This is a genomic window from Geodermatophilus saharensis, assembly GCF_900188205.1.
GTDB lineage: Bacteria > Actinomycetota > Actinomycetes > Mycobacteriales > Geodermatophilaceae > Geodermatophilus > Geodermatophilus saharensis.
Window position 1 is genome coordinate 762,045 of the sequence record NZ_FZOH01000001.1, and the last position, 16,700, is coordinate 778,744.

15 protein-coding genes are annotated in these 16,700 nt (G+C 75.3%); 10 read left to right on the plus strand and 5 right to left on the minus strand.

The window, feature by feature from the left end:
- Window positions 1-116 precede the first annotated feature (116 nt).
- From galT to CHC04_RS03640, 4 genes are read left to right on the plus strand one after another with little or no spacing between them, the layout of a single operon-like run.
- The gene (galT, locus tag CHC04_RS03625) at window positions 117-1,217 is read left to right on the plus strand and encodes a galactose-1-phosphate uridylyltransferase (protein ID WP_089402474.1); all 1,101 of its coding nucleotides are present in this window, start codon (window positions 117-119) and stop codon (window positions 1,215-1,217) included.
- On the plus strand, window positions 1,214-2,392 hold the full coding sequence (gene galK, locus CHC04_RS03630) for a galactokinase (RefSeq protein ID WP_089402475.1): 1,179 nt from the start codon (window positions 1,214-1,216) through the stop codon (window positions 2,390-2,392). Before galT ends, galK begins: the two co-directional genes overlap by 4 nt.
- Window positions 2,393-2,414: 22 nt before the next feature.
- Entirely contained in the window at window positions 2,415-4,097 is a 1,683-nt protein-coding gene (locus tag CHC04_RS03635) for a sodium:solute symporter family protein (protein WP_089402476.1), read from the plus strand.
- A gap of 16 nt (window positions 4,098-4,113) precedes the next feature.
- Window positions 4,114-4,428 (plus strand): hypothetical protein, encoded by a 315-nt coding sequence (locus CHC04_RS03640; protein WP_089402477.1) that lies wholly within the window; start codon window positions 4,114-4,116, stop codon window positions 4,426-4,428.
- 75 nt (window positions 4,429-4,503) lie between these two features.
- Here CHC04_RS03640 and CHC04_RS03645 read toward each other — a convergent pair whose 3' ends face one another.
- Window positions 4,504-5,253 (minus strand): IclR family transcriptional regulator, encoded by a 750-nt coding sequence (locus CHC04_RS03645; protein ID WP_342743460.1) that lies wholly within the window; start codon window positions 5,251-5,253, stop codon window positions 4,504-4,506.
- A 16-nt stretch (window positions 5,254-5,269) separates the two neighbouring features.
- Here CHC04_RS03645 and leuC point away from each other — a divergent pair, with 16 nt between their 5' ends.
- A complete protein-coding gene (leuC, locus tag CHC04_RS03650) occupies window positions 5,270-6,694 on the plus strand; it encodes a 3-isopropylmalate dehydratase large subunit (protein ID WP_089402479.1) in 1,425 nt (474 codons plus the stop codon).
- Between the two features lies 1 nt (window position 6,695).
- The gene (leuD, locus tag CHC04_RS03655) at window positions 6,696-7,292 is read left to right on the plus strand and encodes a 3-isopropylmalate dehydratase small subunit (protein WP_089402480.1); all 597 of its coding nucleotides are present in this window, start codon (window positions 6,696-6,698) and stop codon (window positions 7,290-7,292) included.
- On the opposite strand, the gene CHC04_RS03660 is transcribed toward leuD, so the two are convergent.
- From CHC04_RS03660 to cofC, 3 genes are read right to left on the minus strand one after another with little or no spacing between them, the layout of a single operon-like run.
- Window positions 7,289-8,215 (minus strand): NUDIX hydrolase, encoded by a 927-nt coding sequence (locus CHC04_RS03660; protein ID WP_089402481.1) that lies wholly within the window; start codon window positions 8,213-8,215, stop codon window positions 7,289-7,291. The two genes, leuD and CHC04_RS03660, sit on opposite strands and share 4 nt — an antisense overlap.
- On the minus strand, window positions 8,205-10,310 hold the full coding sequence (locus CHC04_RS03665) for an RNA degradosome polyphosphate kinase (protein ID WP_245816955.1): 2,106 nt from the start codon (window positions 10,308-10,310) through the stop codon (window positions 8,205-8,207). Before CHC04_RS03665 ends, CHC04_RS03660 begins: the two co-directional genes overlap by 11 nt.
- Before the next feature lie 49 nt (window positions 10,311-10,359).
- Complete coding sequence (gene cofC, locus CHC04_RS03670; RefSeq protein ID WP_245816956.1) at window positions 10,360-11,010, minus strand: 2-phospho-L-lactate guanylyltransferase; 651 nt, start codon at window positions 11,008-11,010, stop codon at window positions 10,360-10,362.
- 110 nt (window positions 11,011-11,120) lie between these two features.
- Here cofC and CHC04_RS03675 point away from each other — a divergent pair, with 110 nt between their 5' ends.
- Genes CHC04_RS03675 through CHC04_RS03690 form a run of 4 tightly spaced genes read left to right on the plus strand, consistent with a single transcriptional unit; the run spans window position 11,121 to window position 15,718 of the window.
- Window positions 11,121-11,939, plus strand: a complete 819-nt coding sequence (locus tag CHC04_RS03675; RefSeq protein WP_089402484.1) for a lysophospholipid acyltransferase family protein — start codon at window positions 11,121-11,123, stop codon at window positions 11,937-11,939.
- Window positions 11,936-12,937: an NAD(P)H-dependent glycerol-3-phosphate dehydrogenase gene (locus tag CHC04_RS03680; RefSeq protein WP_089402485.1), complete on the plus strand. Its 1,002-nt coding sequence runs from the start codon at window positions 11,936-11,938 to the stop codon at window positions 12,935-12,937. The genes CHC04_RS03675 and CHC04_RS03680 overlap by 4 nt, the downstream gene beginning before the upstream one ends.
- Entirely contained in the window at window positions 12,934-14,073 is a 1,140-nt protein-coding gene (locus CHC04_RS03685) for a cystathionine gamma-lyase (protein ID WP_245816957.1), read from the plus strand. The genes CHC04_RS03680 and CHC04_RS03685 overlap by 4 nt, the downstream gene beginning before the upstream one ends.
- Before the next feature lie 4 nt (window positions 14,074-14,077).
- A complete protein-coding gene (locus CHC04_RS03690; RefSeq protein WP_089402486.1) occupies window positions 14,078-15,718 on the plus strand; it encodes a TIGR03767 family metallophosphoesterase in 1,641 nt (546 codons plus the stop codon).
- A gap of 233 nt (window positions 15,719-15,951) precedes the next feature.
- Here the strand turns inward: CHC04_RS03690 and CHC04_RS03695 are convergent, their stop codons facing one another.
- Window positions 15,952-16,695, minus strand: a complete 744-nt coding sequence (locus CHC04_RS03695; protein WP_245816958.1) for a CDP-alcohol phosphatidyltransferase family protein — start codon at window positions 16,693-16,695, stop codon at window positions 15,952-15,954.
- Window positions 16,696-16,700 lie beyond the last annotated feature (5 nt).

Here is a 16,700-nt window from a genome sequence, read left to right on the forward strand (position 1 = left end):
CCCGGTCACCGACCGGGGGCTCTCGCCGTCCCGTGCCCCGAGTGGCCCATGATCGCCGGGGGGAATAGCGTTCGCGGGGCCCCTCCTCACCGGGCCGTGAACGGAGGTAGCGCAGGGTGATCCGGACCTCTCGCCGGCTGGCCGACGGCCGCGAGATCATCTACTTCGACGCCGACGGCAGCGTCCCCGCCGAAGGGGCCCACGCCGCCGAGGACACGCGCGACCTGCCGCCGGTGAGCACCCGCTCGCAGCTGCGGTGGGACGCGCTGCTGGGCGAGTGGGTGGTCGTCGCCGCGCACCGGCAGACCCGCACGTTCCTGCCGCCGGCCGACCAGTGCCCGCTGGACCCCTCCCGGCCGGGCCGGCCCACCGAGGTGCCCGACTCCGAGTACCAGGTCGTCGTCTTCGAGAACCGCTTCCCGTCGCTGTCCACGGGGGTCGACACCGACCTCCCGCCGATCGCGCCCGGGGCCCCGCTGGCCGAGCTGCGCCCCGGGCTGGGCCGCACCGAGGTCGTCCTGTTCACCAGCGACCACGACCAGCACTTCGCCGGCCTGGGCCGCGACCGGGCGCGCCTGGTCGTCGACGTGTGGGCCGACCGCACCGCCGAGCTGGGCGCGATCGACGGCGTCGAGCAGGTGTTCTGCTTCGAGAACTCCGGCGAGGAGATCGGGGTGACGCTGTCGCACCCCCACGGGCAGATCTACGCCTACCCGTTCGTGACGCCGCGGGTGGAGCGGCTGCTGACCTCGGTGCGCCGGCACCGGGAGGCCACCGGCGGCGACCTGTTCGCCGAGGTGGTCGAGGCCGAGCGCAGCGGCCCGCGGGTGGTGGCGGCCAACGACTCGTGGGTGGCCTTCGTGCCGGCCGCGGCCCGCTGGCCCTACGAGGTGCAGCTGTTCCCCACCCGCCGGGTGCCCGACCTGCCCGCCCTCGACGACGCCGAGCGCGACGACCTCGCCGCGATCTACCTCGACGTGCTGGGCCGCTTCGCGCACCGCTTCGACACCCCGATGCCCTACATCGCCGCCTGGAACCAGGCGCCGGTGCGCACCGGCCGCGAGGACTGGTGGCTGCACCTGCAGCTGTTCTCGCTGCGCCGCGCGCCGGGCAAGCTCAAGTACCTGGCCGGCTCGGAGTCGGGCATGGGGGCGTTCATCACCGACACCAACCCCGAGGACGTCGCCGAGCAGCTGCGGGCCGTGGTGGTCCCGTGAGCGTCGCCCCCGACAGCGGCGTCCCCGACGACGCGACGGCGGCGGCCCGCGCGGCCGAGGCCTTCACCGACCGCTTCGGCGCCGCGCCCGAGGGCGTCTGGGCCGCGCCCGGCCGGGTCAACGTCATCGGCGAGCACACCGACTACAACGGCGGGCACGTCCTGCCCGTCGCCCTGCCGCACACCACCCGGGCCGCCGTCGCCCGCCGCGACGACGGCCGGCTGGTCCTCGCCTCCCTGCAGCACCCGGGGTCCGACGCCGACGTCGCGGTCGCCGACCTCACCCCCGGCACGCCGGGCGGCTGGGCCGGCTACCCCGCCGGCGTCGTCGAGCAGGTGCGCGCGTCCGTGCCCGGCGGGCTGAGCCTGGTCGTCGACGGCGACGTGCCCTCCGGTGCCGGGCTGTCGTCGTCGGCGGCCCTGGAGTGCGCCGTCGCCCTGGCGGTGAGCGACCTGCTCGGGCTGGGGTTGAGCCCCGACGACCTCGTCGACGTCGCCCGGCGGGCCGAGAACGACTTCGTCGGCGCGCCCACCGGCATCCTCGACCAGTCGGCGTCGGTGCTGTGCACCGCCGGTCACGCGCTGCACCTCGACACCCGCGACCGCAGCTGGGACCAGGTGCCGCTCGACCTCGAGGCCGCCGGCCTGGCGCTGCTCGTCGTCGACTCCGGCACCACCCACGACCACGCCGAGAGCGGCTACGGCGAGCGCCGCCGGCAGTGCGAGGAGGCCGCCCGGCGGCTGGGCGTCGAGCTGCTGTGCGACGTGCACGACGTCGCCGACCTCGCCCCGCTCGACGACGGCAGCGAGGAGGGCGCGGTGCTGCTGCGCCGGGCCCGCCACGTCGTCACCGAGGACGCGCGGGTGGCCGAGGTGGTCGCGCTGCTGCGCGGCGGGGCCGACCCGCGCGCGATCGGGCCGGTCCTCACCGCCGGGCACGCCTCGCTGCGCGACGACTTCGAGGTCTCCGTGCCCGCGCTCGACGCCGTCGTCGAGGCGGCGCTGGACGCCGGCGCCCACGGTGCCCGGATGGTCGGCGGCGGCTTCGGCGGCAGCGCCGTCGCGCTGGTCGACGCCGGGGCCGTGGACGCCGTCAGCACGGCCGTCGCCGACCGTGCGAGTGCCCCCCGCTCCTTCGTCGTGGTCCCCTCGGCGGGAGCCCGACGCCTGACCTGACCGACCTCGACTGGAGGCCCCCGTGGAGGACCTGAGACTCGACGCGACGTTCGTCGACTACCTGCTGGTGGCCGCCTACTTCGGCGTGGTGCTGATGATCGGTGCCGCTGCACGCAGACGGGTGTCCGACAGCCTGGACTTCTTCCTGTCGGGCCGCTCGCTGCCCGCGTGGGTCACCGGGCTGGCGTTCATCTCGGCCAACCTCGGGGCCGTCGAGATCGTCGGCATGTCGGCCAACGGCGCGCAGTTCGGCCTGGCCACCATGCACTACTTCTGGATCGGCGCGGTCCCGGCCATGCTGTTCCTGGGCGTCGTGATGATGCCCTTCTACTACGGGTCGAAGGTCCGCAGCGTCCCGGAGTTCATGCGCCGCCGGTTCGGCACCGGGGCCCACCTGGTCAACGCGCTCAGCTTCGCCCTGGCGCAGATCCTCATCGCCGGCATCAACCTCTACCTGCTGGCCACGATCGTCGAGGCGCTGCTGGGCTGGCCACTGTGGCTGTCGCTGATCGTCGCGGCCGCGGTGGTGCTCAGCTACATCACACTCGGCGGGCTGTCGGCGGCCATCTACAACGAGGTCCTGCAGTTCTTCGTCATCGTGGCCGCGCTGCTGCCGCTGACGCTGATCGGCCTGCACCGCGTCGGCGGCGTCGGCGGGCTCGTCGACCGGGTCACCGACTCCGGCCGCGCCGAGGAGCTCACGTCGTGGCCGGCCACGGAGCTGTCCGGGATCGGCAGCCCCGTCCTGTCGGTGATCGGCATCGTCTTCGGCCTCGGCTTCGTGCTGTCCTTCGGCTACTGGACGACGAACTTCGTCGAGGTCCAGCGGGCGATGGCGACCAAGTCGATGTCCGCGGCCCGGAGCACGCCGATCATCGGTGCCTTCCCGAAGATGTTCGTGCCGTTCATCGTCGTGATCCCGGGCATCATCGCCACGGTCCTGGTCCCGGAGGTGGTCGAGGCCCGGGCGTCGTCGGCGACGGACTTCGACTACAACAACTCGATCCTGCTGCTCATCCGCGACACCCTGCCCAACGGGCTGCTCGGGGTGGCGCTCGCCGGCCTGCTGGCGGCGTTCATGGCGGGCATGGCGGCCAACATCTCCGCCTTCAACACCGTCTTCAGCTACGACCTGTGGCAGCAGTACGTGAAGAAGGACCGGCCCGACGGCTACTACCTCGCCGTCGGCCGGTGGGCGACCGTCGGCGCCACCGTCGCCGCCATCGGGACGGCGATCATCGCGTCCGGCTACACCAACCTGATGGACTACCTGCAGACGCTGTTCGGCTTCTTCAACGCCCCGCTGTTCGCCACGTTCATCCTCGGCATGTTCTGGAAGCGGATGACGCCGACGGCGGGCTGGATGGGCCTGGTGTCCGGGACGCTGGCCGCGGTCGCCGTCGCCTTCCTCAGCGAGGACGCGTTCGGGGCGGCGTCGCTGGGTGTCCTCCCGATCGGTGGACAGGGCGCGAGTTTCGTCGCCGCGAGTGCCGCCTTCCTCGTCGACATCGTCGTCAGCGTCGTGGTCAGCCAGGTCACCGCGCCCAAGCCGGTCGCCCAGCTCGCCGGGCTCGTCTACTCCGAGACACCCAAGGAGCAGCGCACCGACCCCGACGCGCACCGGCTGCCCTGGTACCAGTCGCCGACCAAGCTGGCCGGCATCGCGCTGGTCATGGTCATCATCCTCAACGTGATCTTCCGCTGACGTCAGGAGCACGGTCATGAGCAGCAGCACCTCCGGCTCCGCCGGGACGAAGCACGCGGCCGGCGCCTTCGACGTCCGCAACGTCATCGCCGCACTGATCGGCTTCTACGGGGTCGTGCTGGTCCTCGTGGGTCTGTTCGGCGACACCCCGTCCGACCGGGACCGGACCGGTGACGTCAACGCCAACCTGTGGGCGGGGCTGGCGATGCTCGTCTTCGCCGCGGCCTTCGCGCTGTGGGTACGGCTGCGCCCGATCGTCGTCGAGGCGCCGCCGGACCGGCAGGACCCCGAGGACGACGGCAGCGGCACGCCGCAGGCCCGGGGGCACTGAGCCCGGCGGGCCCGGCGGCGGCGTGTGCGCAGGCGCCGCGTTCCACGCGCTGGAACGCGGCGCCCGCGCCCACCCTCAGCTCGCGGCGCGGGCGATGGCCGCGGCGGTCTCCAGCACCGCGCCGACCACCTCCGGGCTGGGCCGGCGGCCCAGCCGCTCGACCGGGCCGGAGATCGACACCGCGCCGAGCACGGCGCCGGCAGGGTCGCGCACCGGTGCCGACAGCGAGGCCACGCCGGCCTCGCGCTCGGCGACGCTGTGCGCCCACCCGCGCCGGCGTACGTCGAGCAGCGTGCGGGCGGTGAAGCTGGCGCCCGGCAGCAGCGGGGTGACCTCCTCGGCGGGCGCGAACGCCAGCAGCGCGTGCGCCGCCGAGCCCGCCGTCATGGGCAGCCGCGCCCCGACCGGGACGGTGTCGCGCAGGCCGTGCGCCCGCTCGGCCACCGCCACGCACACCCGCGAGCCGCCCTCGCGCACGTAGAACTGCGCGCTCTCGCCGCTCACGTCGCGCAGCGCCACCAGGTGCCGGCCGGCCACCTGGGCGAGGTCGACGCTGCCGTGGCTGAGCTCGACCAGCGCCGGCCCGGGCGCCCAGGCGCCGGCCGCGGTGCGCCGCAGCAGCCGGTGGCCCTCCAGCGCGACGGCGAGGCGGTGGGCGGTCGCGCGCGGCAGCCCGGTGCGCCCGACCAGGTCGGCGAGCGACGCGGGCTCGTGCGCGACGGCACGGAGGATCGTCACGGCTTTGTCCAGCACGGCCACCGGGTTAGGCTGTCCCACACCGCGATACTCCCATCTCACGTCGTGGGATGGCCACCGTGGGACCACCCACCTGGAGGGACCCGTGCCGAAGACCCTGGCCGAGAAGGTCTACGACGCGCACGTCGTGCGCAGCGCCGAGGGCGAGCCCGACCTGCTCTACATCGACCTGCACCTCGTGCACGAGGTGACCAGCCCCCAGGCCTTCGACGGCCTGCGGGCGGCCGGCCGCCCGGTCCGCCGTCCCGACCTCACCATGGCGACCGAGGACCACAACGTCCCCACCCTCGACGTGCTGGCGCCGATCGCCGACCCGGTGAGCCGCGCGCAGGTCGAGGCGCTGCGGGCCAACGCCGCCGAGTTCGGCATCCGGCTGGCCCCGATGGGCGACCGCGACCAGGGCATCGTGCACGTCATCGGCCCCCAGCTCGGCCTCACCCAGCCCGGCATGACGATCGTCTGCGGCGACAGCCACACCTCCACCCACGGCGCGTTCGGTGCGCTGGCCTTCGGCATCGGCACCAGCGAGGTCGAGCACGTGCTGGCCACGCAGACGCTGCCGCAGAAGCGGCCCCGGCAGATGGCGGTCACCGTCGAGGGCGAGCTGCCCGAGGGCGTCTCGGCGAAGGACGTCATCCTCGCCGTCATCGCCCAGATCGGCACCAACGGCGCCGCCGGTCACGTCATCGAGTACCGCGGCAGCGCCATCCGGGCGCTGTCGATGGAGGCCCGGATGACGATCTGCAACATGTCGATCGAGGCCGGCGCCCGCGCCGGGATGATCGCCCCCGACGAGACCACGTTCGCCTACCTGCAGGGGCGCCCGCACGCCCCGCAGGGCGCCGACTGGGACGCCGCCGTCGAGCACTGGCGCTCGCTGCACACCGACGACGGCGCGGTCTTCGACACCGAGGTCGTCCTCCACGCCGCCGACCTCGCGCCGTTCGTCACCTGGGGCACCAACCCCGGCCAGGGCCTGCCGATCACCGGCCGGGTACCCGACCCGGCCGAGTTCGCCGACGACCACGAGCGGCGCGCCGCCGAGCAGGCGCTGGCCTACATGGGCCTGACCCCGGGCACCCCGCTGCGCGAGATCGAGGTGGACACCGTCTTCCTCGGCTCGTGCACCAACGGCCGCATCGAGGACCTGCGCACCGCCGCGGAGCTGCTGCGCGGCCGGCGCATCGACCCGAACACCCGCATGCTCGTCGTCCCCGGGTCCGTCGGCGTCAAGCTGCAGGCCGAGGCGGAGGGCCTGGACCGGGTGTTCACCGAGGCCGGCGCCGAGTGGCGGGGGGCCGGGTGCTCGATGTGCCTGGGCATGAACCCCGACCAGCTGGCGCCGGGGGAGCGGTCGGCCTCGACCAGCAACCGCAACTTCCAGGGCCGGCAGGGCAAGGGCGGGCGCACCCACCTGGTGTCCCCGTCGGTCGCGGCCGCCACCGCGCTCACCGGCCGGCTCACCGCCCCGGCCGACCTGACCGACGCCCCCGCGACCGCTGGAGTCTGAGATGCAGCCCTTCACCACCCACACCGGCACCGCGGCCCCGCTGCGGCGCAGCGCCGTCGACACCGACCAGATCATCCCGGCCGAGTACCTCAAGCGGATCACCCGCACCGGGTTCGAGGACGGCCTGTTCGTCGCCTGGCGCACCAACGAGCCGGACTTCGTGCTGAACCGGCCCGAGCACGCCGGGGCCTCGATCCTGGTGGCCGGCCCCGACTTCGGCACCGGCTCGTCGCGGGAGCACGCCTGCTGGGCGCTGCTCGACGGTGGCTTCCGCGTCGTCATCAGCTCGCGGTTCGCCGACATCTTCCGCAACAACTCGACCAAGTCGGGGCTGCTCACCGTCGTGCTGCCGCAGGCCGACGTCGAGGCGCTGTGGGCGGCGGTCGAGGCCGAGCCCGCGACGCCGGTGACGGTCGACCTGCAGGCGCGGACGGTGACCCACGGCGACACGACGGTGCCGTTCGAGATCGACGACTACACCCGCTGGCGGCTGCTGGAGGGCCTCGACGACGTCGGGCTCACCGAGCGGCACCTCGCCGACATCGAGGCCCACGAGGCCCGCCGCCCGCCCTGGCTGCCGACGGCGCTGCCTGCCTAGGGGGCGTCGGGGTCGGGGCCGAGGTCGCGGTAGTAGTCGGCCGACAGCTGCCCCGGGCGGCCGCCGAGGACCCACACGCTGCCCTTGGCCGCCGGCGGGGCCACCCGGGTGCCGCCGAAGCGCACGCCGAGCCCGGCGAGCGCGGCCGGGATCGCCCCGCCCTGGCTGCACACCACCCGCACGCCCGGGGTGGGCGGGGGTTCCAGCAGCCGCTCGAGCGCGGCTAGCCCGGCCTGCGGGTCGGCGGAGTACTCCTCCTCGCCGAGCTCGGGCAGCGGGCGGACCTCCAGCCCCAGCCGCTGCGCCAGGGGCTCGAGCGTCTGCCGGCAGCGCACCCGCTCGGCGCTGAACAGCTCCAGCGGGCCGAACACCGGCAGCACCGCGGCCAGCTGCTGGGCCTGCCGCCGTCCCTGCGCGTCGAGGGGGCGCTCCTCGTCGGGGCCGTCCCACTCGCGCCGGCTGCCGGCCTTGGCGTGCCGCACGAGCAGCAGCGACGGCGCCCGCGGGACGTCGTCGCGGTCGAGGTCGGTGAGCACCGCGCGGTCGTGCGGGTGGGTGACCAGCGCCGCGGCGTCGGCCACCGACAGCCAGCGCAGCTCGTCGACCTCGTCGTTGGGCTCGAACGCCCCCGCGTCCACCGCCTGCATGAGCCAGTAGTCGACGTGCTTGGGGCCGACGGCGACCTCGTAGTGGGTGCGCACGCTGCGCCGGCCGGCCACCACCTGCAGGCCGGTCTCCTCGCACACCTCGCGGACCGCCGCGGCCAGCGCGTTCTCCCCGGCGTCGAGCTTCCCCTTGGGCAGCGACCAGTCGTCGTAGCGCGGGCGGTGGACGACGACGGTCTCGACGCCGCCGCCGTCGGCCGGGCGCCACACCACCCCGCCGGCCGCCGCGACGACGGCGCGCGTCCGCTCAGCCGGCATGCTCGGTCACCGCGCGCACGAGACGGGCCTGGTAGTCGAACTCGCCGGTGCGGACCCACGCGCCGTCGGGGCCGAGCTCCCAGCACCGCACGCCCGGGGCCATCGAGGCGTCGAACACCCGCTGCAGCTCGCGCTGCGCGGTGTCGTCGCAGACCCGCAGCAGCACCTCCACCCGCCGGTCGAGGTTGCGGTGCATGAGGTCGGCGCTGCCGATCCACCACTCCGGCTCGCCGCCGTTGGTGAACGCCATGACCCGCGAGTGCTCGAGGAAGCGGCCCACGACCGAGCGCACCCGCACGTTCTCCGACAGCCCGGACACCCCGGGGCGCAGCGCGCAGATGCCGCGGATGAACAGCTCCACCGCCACCCCGGCCCGCGAGGCCTCGTAGAGCGCGTCGATGACCTGCTCGTCGACCAGCGAGTTCACCTTGATGCGGATGCCGGCGGGGCGGCCCTGCGCCGCGTGCCGCGCCTCGCGGCGGATCTTCTCGACCAGCCCGGTGCGGATGCCGTGCGGCGCCACCATCAGCTGCCGGTAGCTCGTCTGCCGCGAGTAGCCGGTCAGCACGTTGAAGAGGTCGGTGAGGTCGGCGCCCACCCGCGGGTCGGCGGTGAGGATGCCGAGGTCCTCGTACAGCCGCGCCGTCTTGGGGTTGTAGTTGCCCGTGCCGATGTGCACGTAGCGGCGGATGACGCCGCTCTCGCGGCGCACCACCAGCGCCGTCTTGCAGTGGGTCTTCAGCCCCACCAGCCCGTAGACGACGTGGCAGCCGGCCCGCTCCAGCGACCGGGCCCAGGTGATGTTGGCCTCCTCGTCGAAGCGCGCCTTGATCTCCACCAGGACGACGACCTGCTTGCCGGCCTCGGCCGCCTCGATCAGCGCGGTGACGATGGGCGAGTCCCCCGAGGTGCGGTACAGCGTCTGCTTGATCGCCAGCACGTGCGGGTCGGCGGCGGCCTGCTCGATGAACCGCTGCACGCTCGTGGCGAACGAGTGGTACGGGTGGTGGACGAGCACGTCGCCCTCGCGCAGCGTGGCGAACACGCTCTTGGGCGTCTCGCCCTCCGACAGCCGCGGGTGCGTGGCCGGGACGAACGGCTCGTCCTTGAGCTCGGGGCGGTCCAGGCCGTAGAGCGCCCACAGCGCCGAGAGGTCCAGCAGCCCCGGGACGGTGACGACGTCCTGCGGGTCGACCTCGAGCTCGGAGACCAGGACGGCGAGGATCTGCGGGTCCATCGTCTCGGTCACCTCCAGCCGCACCGCCGGGCCGAAGCGGCGGCGGGCCAGCTCCCGCTCGAGGGCCTGCAGCAGGTCCTCGTCGCGGTCCTCCTCGACCTCGACGTCGGCGTTGCGGGTCACCCGGAACAGGTGGTGGTCGACCACGTCGAGACCGGGGAACAGCGCCGGCAGGTGCGCGGCGATGAGCTCCTCCAGCGGCAGGAAGGTGGCGGAGTCCCGCGAGCCCACCGTCACGAACCGCGGCACGTTGTTGGGCACCTTGAGCCGGGCGAAGCGGGGGGCGCCGGTCTCGGGGTCGCGCACCTGGACGGCGAGGTTGAGCGAGAGCCCGCTGATGTAGGGGAAGGGGTGCGCGGGGTCGACCGCCAGCGGCGTGAGCACCGGGAAGACCTGGTCGCGGAAGTACTCGCGCAGCCGCCGGGTCTCGGTCTCGGCGAGGTCGCCCCAGTGCACGATCCGGATGCCCTCGGCCTCCAGCCGTGGCGCGACGTCCTGCTGGAACACCAGCGCGTGCCGGTGCACCAGCTCCTGGGTGCGGGCGGTGACCCGCGCCAGCTGCTCGCGGATGGTCAGCCCGTCGGGGGAGCGCACCGTCAGGCCCGTGCTCTGCCGGCGCTTCAGCCCGGCGATGCGGACCATGTAGAACTCGTCGAGGTTGCCGGCGAAGATCGCCAGGAACTTGACCCGCTCGAGCAGCGGCAGGGAGGCGTCCTCGGCGAGCTCGAGCACGCGGCTGTTGAAGTCCAGCCACGACAGCTCGCGGTTGAGGAAGCGGTCGGCCGGCAGCGCCGCGCCCTCCTGCGGTGCGGCGGTGCTCTCGGGCCCGGCGAGCGGGGAGGTCGTCTCGGCTACCACGCCGTCATCGTGCCCCACCCGGGTGAACGGCGACGGGCGGCGGCCGGTGTCAGGCCGCCGGCCGGGGGAGCCGGGGGAGCAGGGCCGCCGTCGCCGGGCCCAGGCCGAGCCCGGCGGCCTCGCGCAGGTCGGCCGGGGTGTCGACGTCGCGGCGCAGGCCCGGCCAGTCCCCGGTCAGCGCGAGCGCCCCGGAGGCGGCGTGCGCGGCGGCCGAGCCGCGGCCGAACCGCGGGTCCAGGGCAACGCCGACCGCGGTCAGCAGCGTGGTGCCGGTGGCGGCGGCGTCGGCGACGAACCCGCGCGGGACGGCGGCGGCCGCCCCCAGCGCGGCGGCCAGCTCGCCCGGCCGCAGCGCCGGCAGGTCCGACGACAGCGCCGCGACGGCGGCCGACCCGCTGGCCCGCGCGCCGTGCGCCAGCGCCGGGTTGAGCCCCCGGTCGGGCTCGTCGGGCACGGTGCGCGCCCCCAGCGCCCGCACGACCGCCGCGGCGCGCTCGTCGTCGGTGACCACGAGGACGTCGGCCACCGCGGGGCAGGCGCGCCCCGCGGCGACGGTGTCGGCGAGCAGGGCCAGCACCAGCTCGGCGTGCAGCCCGTGCCCGTCCCCGTGCCCGCTCCCGTGCCCGCCGCCGGTCAGCGGCGCCAGGCGGGTCTTGGCCGCGCCGAGCCGCTTCGCCGGGACGACCAGGGACCACCGCACGGTCCCATGTGAGCACACCGGCGACGGCGCGCGTGCGGTGCGGGACCCCCGGTGCGCACGCCGGCGCCGGGGAGGGTCGATCATGTGCCGGTCGCCACCAGAGCGGAGGGATGCCGGTGACCGAGGACCCGACCCCGGGGACCCCCGCGGTCCCGGGGCAGGCAGGGCCGCGGGTGCTGCACGAGCGCGGACGGCTGCCCTGGTCGCTGCGGCTGGCCGTGGTCGTGGTCTACCCGGTGGCCTCGCTGCTGTTCCGGCTGCGCTACCGGCACGGCGAGCGGATCCCGCGCACCGGCCCGGTGCTGCTGGTGGTCAACCACGTCTCGGTGCTCGACCCCCTCGCCTGCGCCCGCCTGGTCTACGACAACGGCCGGATCCCGCACTTCCTGGCCAAGGCGGCGGTCTTCAAGGGTGTCGCCGGCGCGATCCTGCGCCACGCCGGGCAGATCCCGGTCGCCCGCGGCTCGTCCGAGGCCCGTGGCGCGCTGGCGGCGGCCGCCGCCGACCTCGAGGCCGGCAACGTCGTCGTCATCTACCCCGAGGGGTCGGTCACGCGCGACGCGCGGTGGTGGCCGATGCAGGCCCGCACCGGCGTCGCGCGGCTGGCGCTGACCACCGACGCGGTGGTGCTGCCGGTGGCGCAGTGGGGCCCGCAGCGGGTGCACGACTACCACACCAAGAAGCTGCACCTGCGGCTGCGCACGCCCACGGACTACCTGGTCGGCGAGCCAGTGGACCTCTCGGCGCTGCGCGCGGAGGTCCGCGCCGGGCGCCCGCTCACGCCCGACCTGCTGCGCGAGGTCACCGACACCATCATGGGCCGGGTGCGTGACCAGCTGGCCGTCGTCCGCGGCGAACCGGCGCCGCCCGGCTTCGCCGCCCGCCCGGGCCGGCAGCTGCCCGGCGACGTCCCGGGGAGCGCCGCGTGAGCGGGACGCGCGCCGCCGTCCTCGGGGCCGGCTCCTGGGGGACGACGTTCGCCAAGGTGCTCGCCGACGCCGGCTGCTCGGTCACCCTGCACGCCCGCCGCCCGGAGCTGGCCGCGGCGATCACCGAGGGCCGGGAGAACCCGGACTACCTGCCCGGCGTCCGGCTGCCCGAGGCGCTGACCGCGACCACCGACGCCGGGCGGGCCCTCGACGGCGCCGACGTCGTCGTCCTCGCCGTCCCCTCGCAGTCGCTGCGGGCCAACCTGCAGCAGTGGACGCCGCTGCTGCCGCCGGACGCCACGCTGCTGTCGCTGATGAAGGGCATCGAGCTCGGCAGCACCAAGCGGATGAGCGAGGTCATCTGCGAGGTCACCGGCGCGGGCCCGGACCGGGTGGCGGCGCTGTCGGGCCCCAACCTCGCCCGGGAGATCGCCGAGGAGCAGCCGGCGGCCACCGTGATCGCCTGCCCCGACGGCGACCGCGCGGCCACCGTCCAGGCGGCCTGCCACACGCCCTACTTCCGGCCCTACACCAACCTCGACCTGGTCGGCTGCGAGCTCGGCGGGGCGGTGAAGAACGTCATCGCGCTGGCCTGCGGCATCGCCGAGGGGATGGGGTTCGGCGACAACACCCGCGCCTCGCTCATCACCCGCGGCCTGGCCGAGACCGCCCGGCTGGGCATCGCGCTCGGTGCGGAGCCGGCCACCTTCGCCGGGCTCGCGGGCCTCGGCGACCTGGTGGCCACCTGCAGCTCGCCGCTGTCGCGCAACCGCACGTTCGGGGAGAAGCTCGGCCGCGGCCTGTCGCTGGAGGAGGTGCAGGCCACCACCCGCCAGACCGCCGAGGGCGTCAAGAGCTGCCGGCCGGTGCTCGACCTGGCCCGCGCGCACGGCGTCGACGTCCCGCTCACCGAGGCCGTCGTGAAGATCTGCCACGACGGCGTCCCCGCCGGCGCGGTGCTGAAGGAGATCATGAGCCGGGAAGCCAAGCCGGAGTGAGCAGGCTGCCCGACGGGTGGGGGGACGGCACCCGGTCGGTCCGCGCGGGTGAGGCGCCCCCGGTGCCCGGCACGCCGCTGCGGCCCTCGCCGGTGTTCGCCGCGCCCTTCCACCTCGGGGACCGCCCGCCGCGGGCCGACGGCGCCGACGCCTACGCCCGCACCGAGCACCCCACGTCCCGCGCGTTCGAGACCGCGGTCGGCGAGCTCGACGGCGGCCGCTGCCTGTCCTTCGCCACCGGGATGGCCGCGATCACCGCCACGGTGATGGCGCTGGTGTCGGCCGGCGACCGGCTGGTGCTGCCCGCCGACGGCTACTACACGACCCGGCTGCTGGCCCGCGACGAGCTGGAGCGGCTGGGGATCCGGGTCGAGTACGTGCCGACCACCGGGATCGCCGACGCCGCCGCCCGCGGGGACCTCGACGGCGCCCGCATGGTGGTCCTCGAGACGCCGAGCAACCCGCAGCTCGACGTGTGCGACGTCGCCGCCGTCGCCCGGGCCACCCGCGCCTCCGGGGCGCTGCTGGCCGTCGACAACACCACCGCCACCCCGCTCGGGCAGCGGCCGCTGGCACTCGGCGCCGACCTGACCGTCGGCGCCGACACCAAGGCGCTCACCGGGCACAGCGACCTGCTCCTCGGCCACGTCAGCACCGCCTCCGACGAGCTGTACGACCGGCTCAAGGGCTGGCGCGACCACACCGGCGCCACGCCGGGCGCGTTCGACGCGTGGCTCGGGCACCGGTCGATGAGCACGCTGGACCTGCGGCTGGCCCGCCAGGCGGAGACCGCCGCCGCCGTCGCGGAGGTCCTGGCCGCGCACCCCGCGGTGACCGGGGTGCGGTGGCCGTGGCGCCCGGAGGACCCCTCGTACGCGCTGGCCACCCGGCAGATGCTGCGCCCGGTCGGCGTCGTCTCCGCCGGGCTCGCCGACGAGGCCGCCGTCTCCCGCTTCCTCGCCGCGGCCCGGCTGTGGACGGCGGCGACGAGCTTCGGCGGCGTGCACTCGACCGTCGACCGCCGCGCGCAGTGGGGCGGTGACGCGGTGCCCGGCGGGTTCCTGCGCTTCTCCTGCGGCATCGAGGACACCGCCGACGTCGTCGCCGACCTCACCGCCGCGCTCGACGCCGTCTGATCGGATGAGCCGCACCACCCTCGACCGCGTCCTCGCCGCCGGCCCCGTGCTGCACCGCGGCCGCGACGGCGACTACCGGGCGCTGGCGTGGACCGCGGGGGAGCCGCACCGGGTGCGCCGCGAGCTGGTCGGGCGGGCGTGGGAGCCGCCGCGGCGCGGGGTGCGGGCGCTGGCCTGCCTGGCGCACGTCACCGACCTGCAGCTGGCCGACGTCTGCTCCCCGGCGCGGTTCGAGTTCTTCCACCGCTTCGAGGCCGACCCCCGGATGCGCGCGCTGGTGCCCATGCACCGGCCGCAGGAGGCGCTGACCGCGCACGCCGTCGACGCCCTCGTGCGCACGCTCAACGGCCTGGCCGGCGCGCCGCGCACCGGCGAGCCGCTGCAGGTGGTGGTGACCACCGGCGACGCCATCGACAACGCCCAGTGGAACGAGCTGGAGCTGTTCCTCGCGGTGCTGCGCGGGGGAGCGGTCTCACCCGGTGCGGGCCTGACCGCCTACGACGGCGTCCAGGCCTCCGGCTGGCCGCACGACCTGTTCTGGCGGCCCGACGACGACGGCGGCCTGTACCGCGAGCGGTTCGGCTTCCCGGCGCGGCCGGGGCTGCTGGAGGCGGCGTTCGCGGCGTTCCCCGCCGAGGGGCTGCAGGTGCCGTGGCTGGGCTGCCACGGCAACCACGAGGCGCTCATCCAGGGCGTGGGCGTGCCCACGCCCGCGCTGGCCGAGGTGCTCGGCGCCGGCCGCAAGCCGGTCGACGTCGACCCCGGGCTGGCCCTCGACGACGCGCTGGCGCTGTTCACGCACTCCTCGGAGGTCTTCACCACCGCCGTCTCGCGGCCGGTGACGCCGGTGGCCGACCGCCGGTTCATCGACCGCCGGTCCTTCGTCGCCGCGCACCTCGCCGACCCCGGGCAGCCGGCCGGGCACGGCTTCACCGAGGACAACCTGCGCGAGGGCACCGCCCACTACGCCTGGGACGGCGTGCCCGGCGTCCGCGTCGTCTGCCTGGACACCACCCGGGTCACCGGCGGCGCGGCCGGCTCGGTCGACGCGGCGCAGGCGCGGTGGCTGGAGGAGCGGCTGCGCGAGGTGTCCTCGTCGGCCCCCGGCCCCGACGGCACCCGGGTGGCCACCGGCAACGCCGACCGGCTGGTGGTGCTGCTGTCGCACCACGGGTCGAGCACGCTGACCCGCTCCGACGCCCTCGGCGGGCGTCCCGCGGCCGGCGACGACGCGCTGGGCGCCCCCGAGCTGCTGCGGCTGCTGCACCGCTGGCCGAACGTGGTGCTGTGGCTCAACGGGCACACCCACGTCAGCGAGGTGCGGGCCTGGGCCCACCCCTCCGAGCCCGGCCGCGGGCTGTGGGAGGTGGCCACCTGCGCCGTCGTCGACTGGCCAGGGCAGGCCCGGCTGGTCGAGGTCCTCGACAACGGCGACGGCACGCTGTCGCTGGTCTGCACGATGGTCGACCACGGCAGCCCCGCGCGGCCGCCGGGCGCCGCCGACCCCGCCGCGGGGGAGCCGGCGGCGCTGGCCGCGCTGCACCGGGAGCTGTCGGCCAACGTGCCGTGGGCGGGGCTGGGCTCGCCGCTGGCCGGCACGCCCGCCGACCGCAACGTCGAGCTGGTGGTGCGCGCCCCGTTCTGAGCACCGTGACCCCAGCGTGTGCGCCGGCGCCGCGTCCCGGCCCGCGGAACCCGACGGAGGCGCACGCGCTCGGGCCGGAGACGTCGGCACGGGCGGCGATGTGCACCGGTGGCGCGTCCTGGCCGGGGGATGCGCCACGGACGCACAGCACCGTCCCACCGGTGACGGTGTGCGCCGAGGCCGCGTTGCGTCCCCCAGGACCCGGCGCCGGCGCACACGCCCGGCCCCGGGCGTCAGGCCGAGCGGGCCGCCCTGCGCCGGCGGTGGGCGGCGCGGGCGGTGAGCCAGCCGCTGAAGGCCAGGTAGTAGACGACGTAGGCGAACGACAGCGCGACGACGACCGGGTGCGGGTCGGGGTACTGCAGCAGCAGCACCGCGTAGGTCACCAGCCAGACGACGGTCAGGCCCATGCTCACCGGCCACAGCGCCTCGGTGCGCGACGGGTAGAGGTAGCGCACCGGGACGAACACCAGGACCGAGAAGACGACCAGCGCGGCGGCGACCACCGGCTGGGGCAGGTCCAGGACGACGACGTAGAAGGCGACGACGTTCCAGTAGCTCGGGAAGCCCAGGAAGGTGTGGTCGTCGGTCTTCGCGTCGACCCGGCAGAACTGGTAGCTCGAGGCCAGCAGCGGCAGCGCGGCGAGCACCCAGCCGCGCCAGTCGTGCGTCAGCGCGCCGGTGGTCCACAGCAGGACGACGGGCGCGAAGACGTAGGTCAGGTAGTCGACGATGTTGTCCAGCAGCGCGCCGTCGAACCAGGGGATCGTCTCCTTGACCCGTGCGCGGCGGGCCAGCATCCCGTCGGTGCCGTCGATCCACAGCGCCGCCAGCCCCAGCCACAGCGCGGTGACGGCCTCGCCCTCCAGCGCGGCGAGCACCACCAGCAGCGCCAGCACCGAGCCGAGCGCGGTGTAGGCGTGCACCGCCGCACCGGCCAGCCGCAGGGACAGCGGGTGGCGCGCGGCAGCGCGCACGTCCC

Bases quoted from the DNA above. Each gene is read 5' to 3' on its own strand.
- CHC04_RS03690 (WP_089402486.1), top strand. From the start codon at position 14,078: ATGAGCCGCACCACCCTCGACCGCGTCCTCGCCGCCGGCCCCGTGCTG.
- leuD (WP_089402480.1), top strand. From the start codon at position 6,696: ATGCAGCCCTTCACCACCCACACCGGCACCGCGGCCCCGCTGCGGCGC.
- CHC04_RS03675 (WP_089402484.1), top strand. From the start codon at position 11,121: ATGCCGGTGACCGAGGACCCGACCCCGGGGACCCCCGCGGTCCCGGGG.
- CHC04_RS03660 (WP_089402481.1), bottom strand. From the start codon at position 8,215: ATGCCGGCTGAGCGGACGCGCGCCGTCGTCGCGGCGGCCGGCGGGGTG.
- CHC04_RS03640 (WP_089402477.1), top strand. From the start codon at position 4,114: ATGAGCAGCAGCACCTCCGGCTCCGCCGGGACGAAGCACGCGGCCGGC.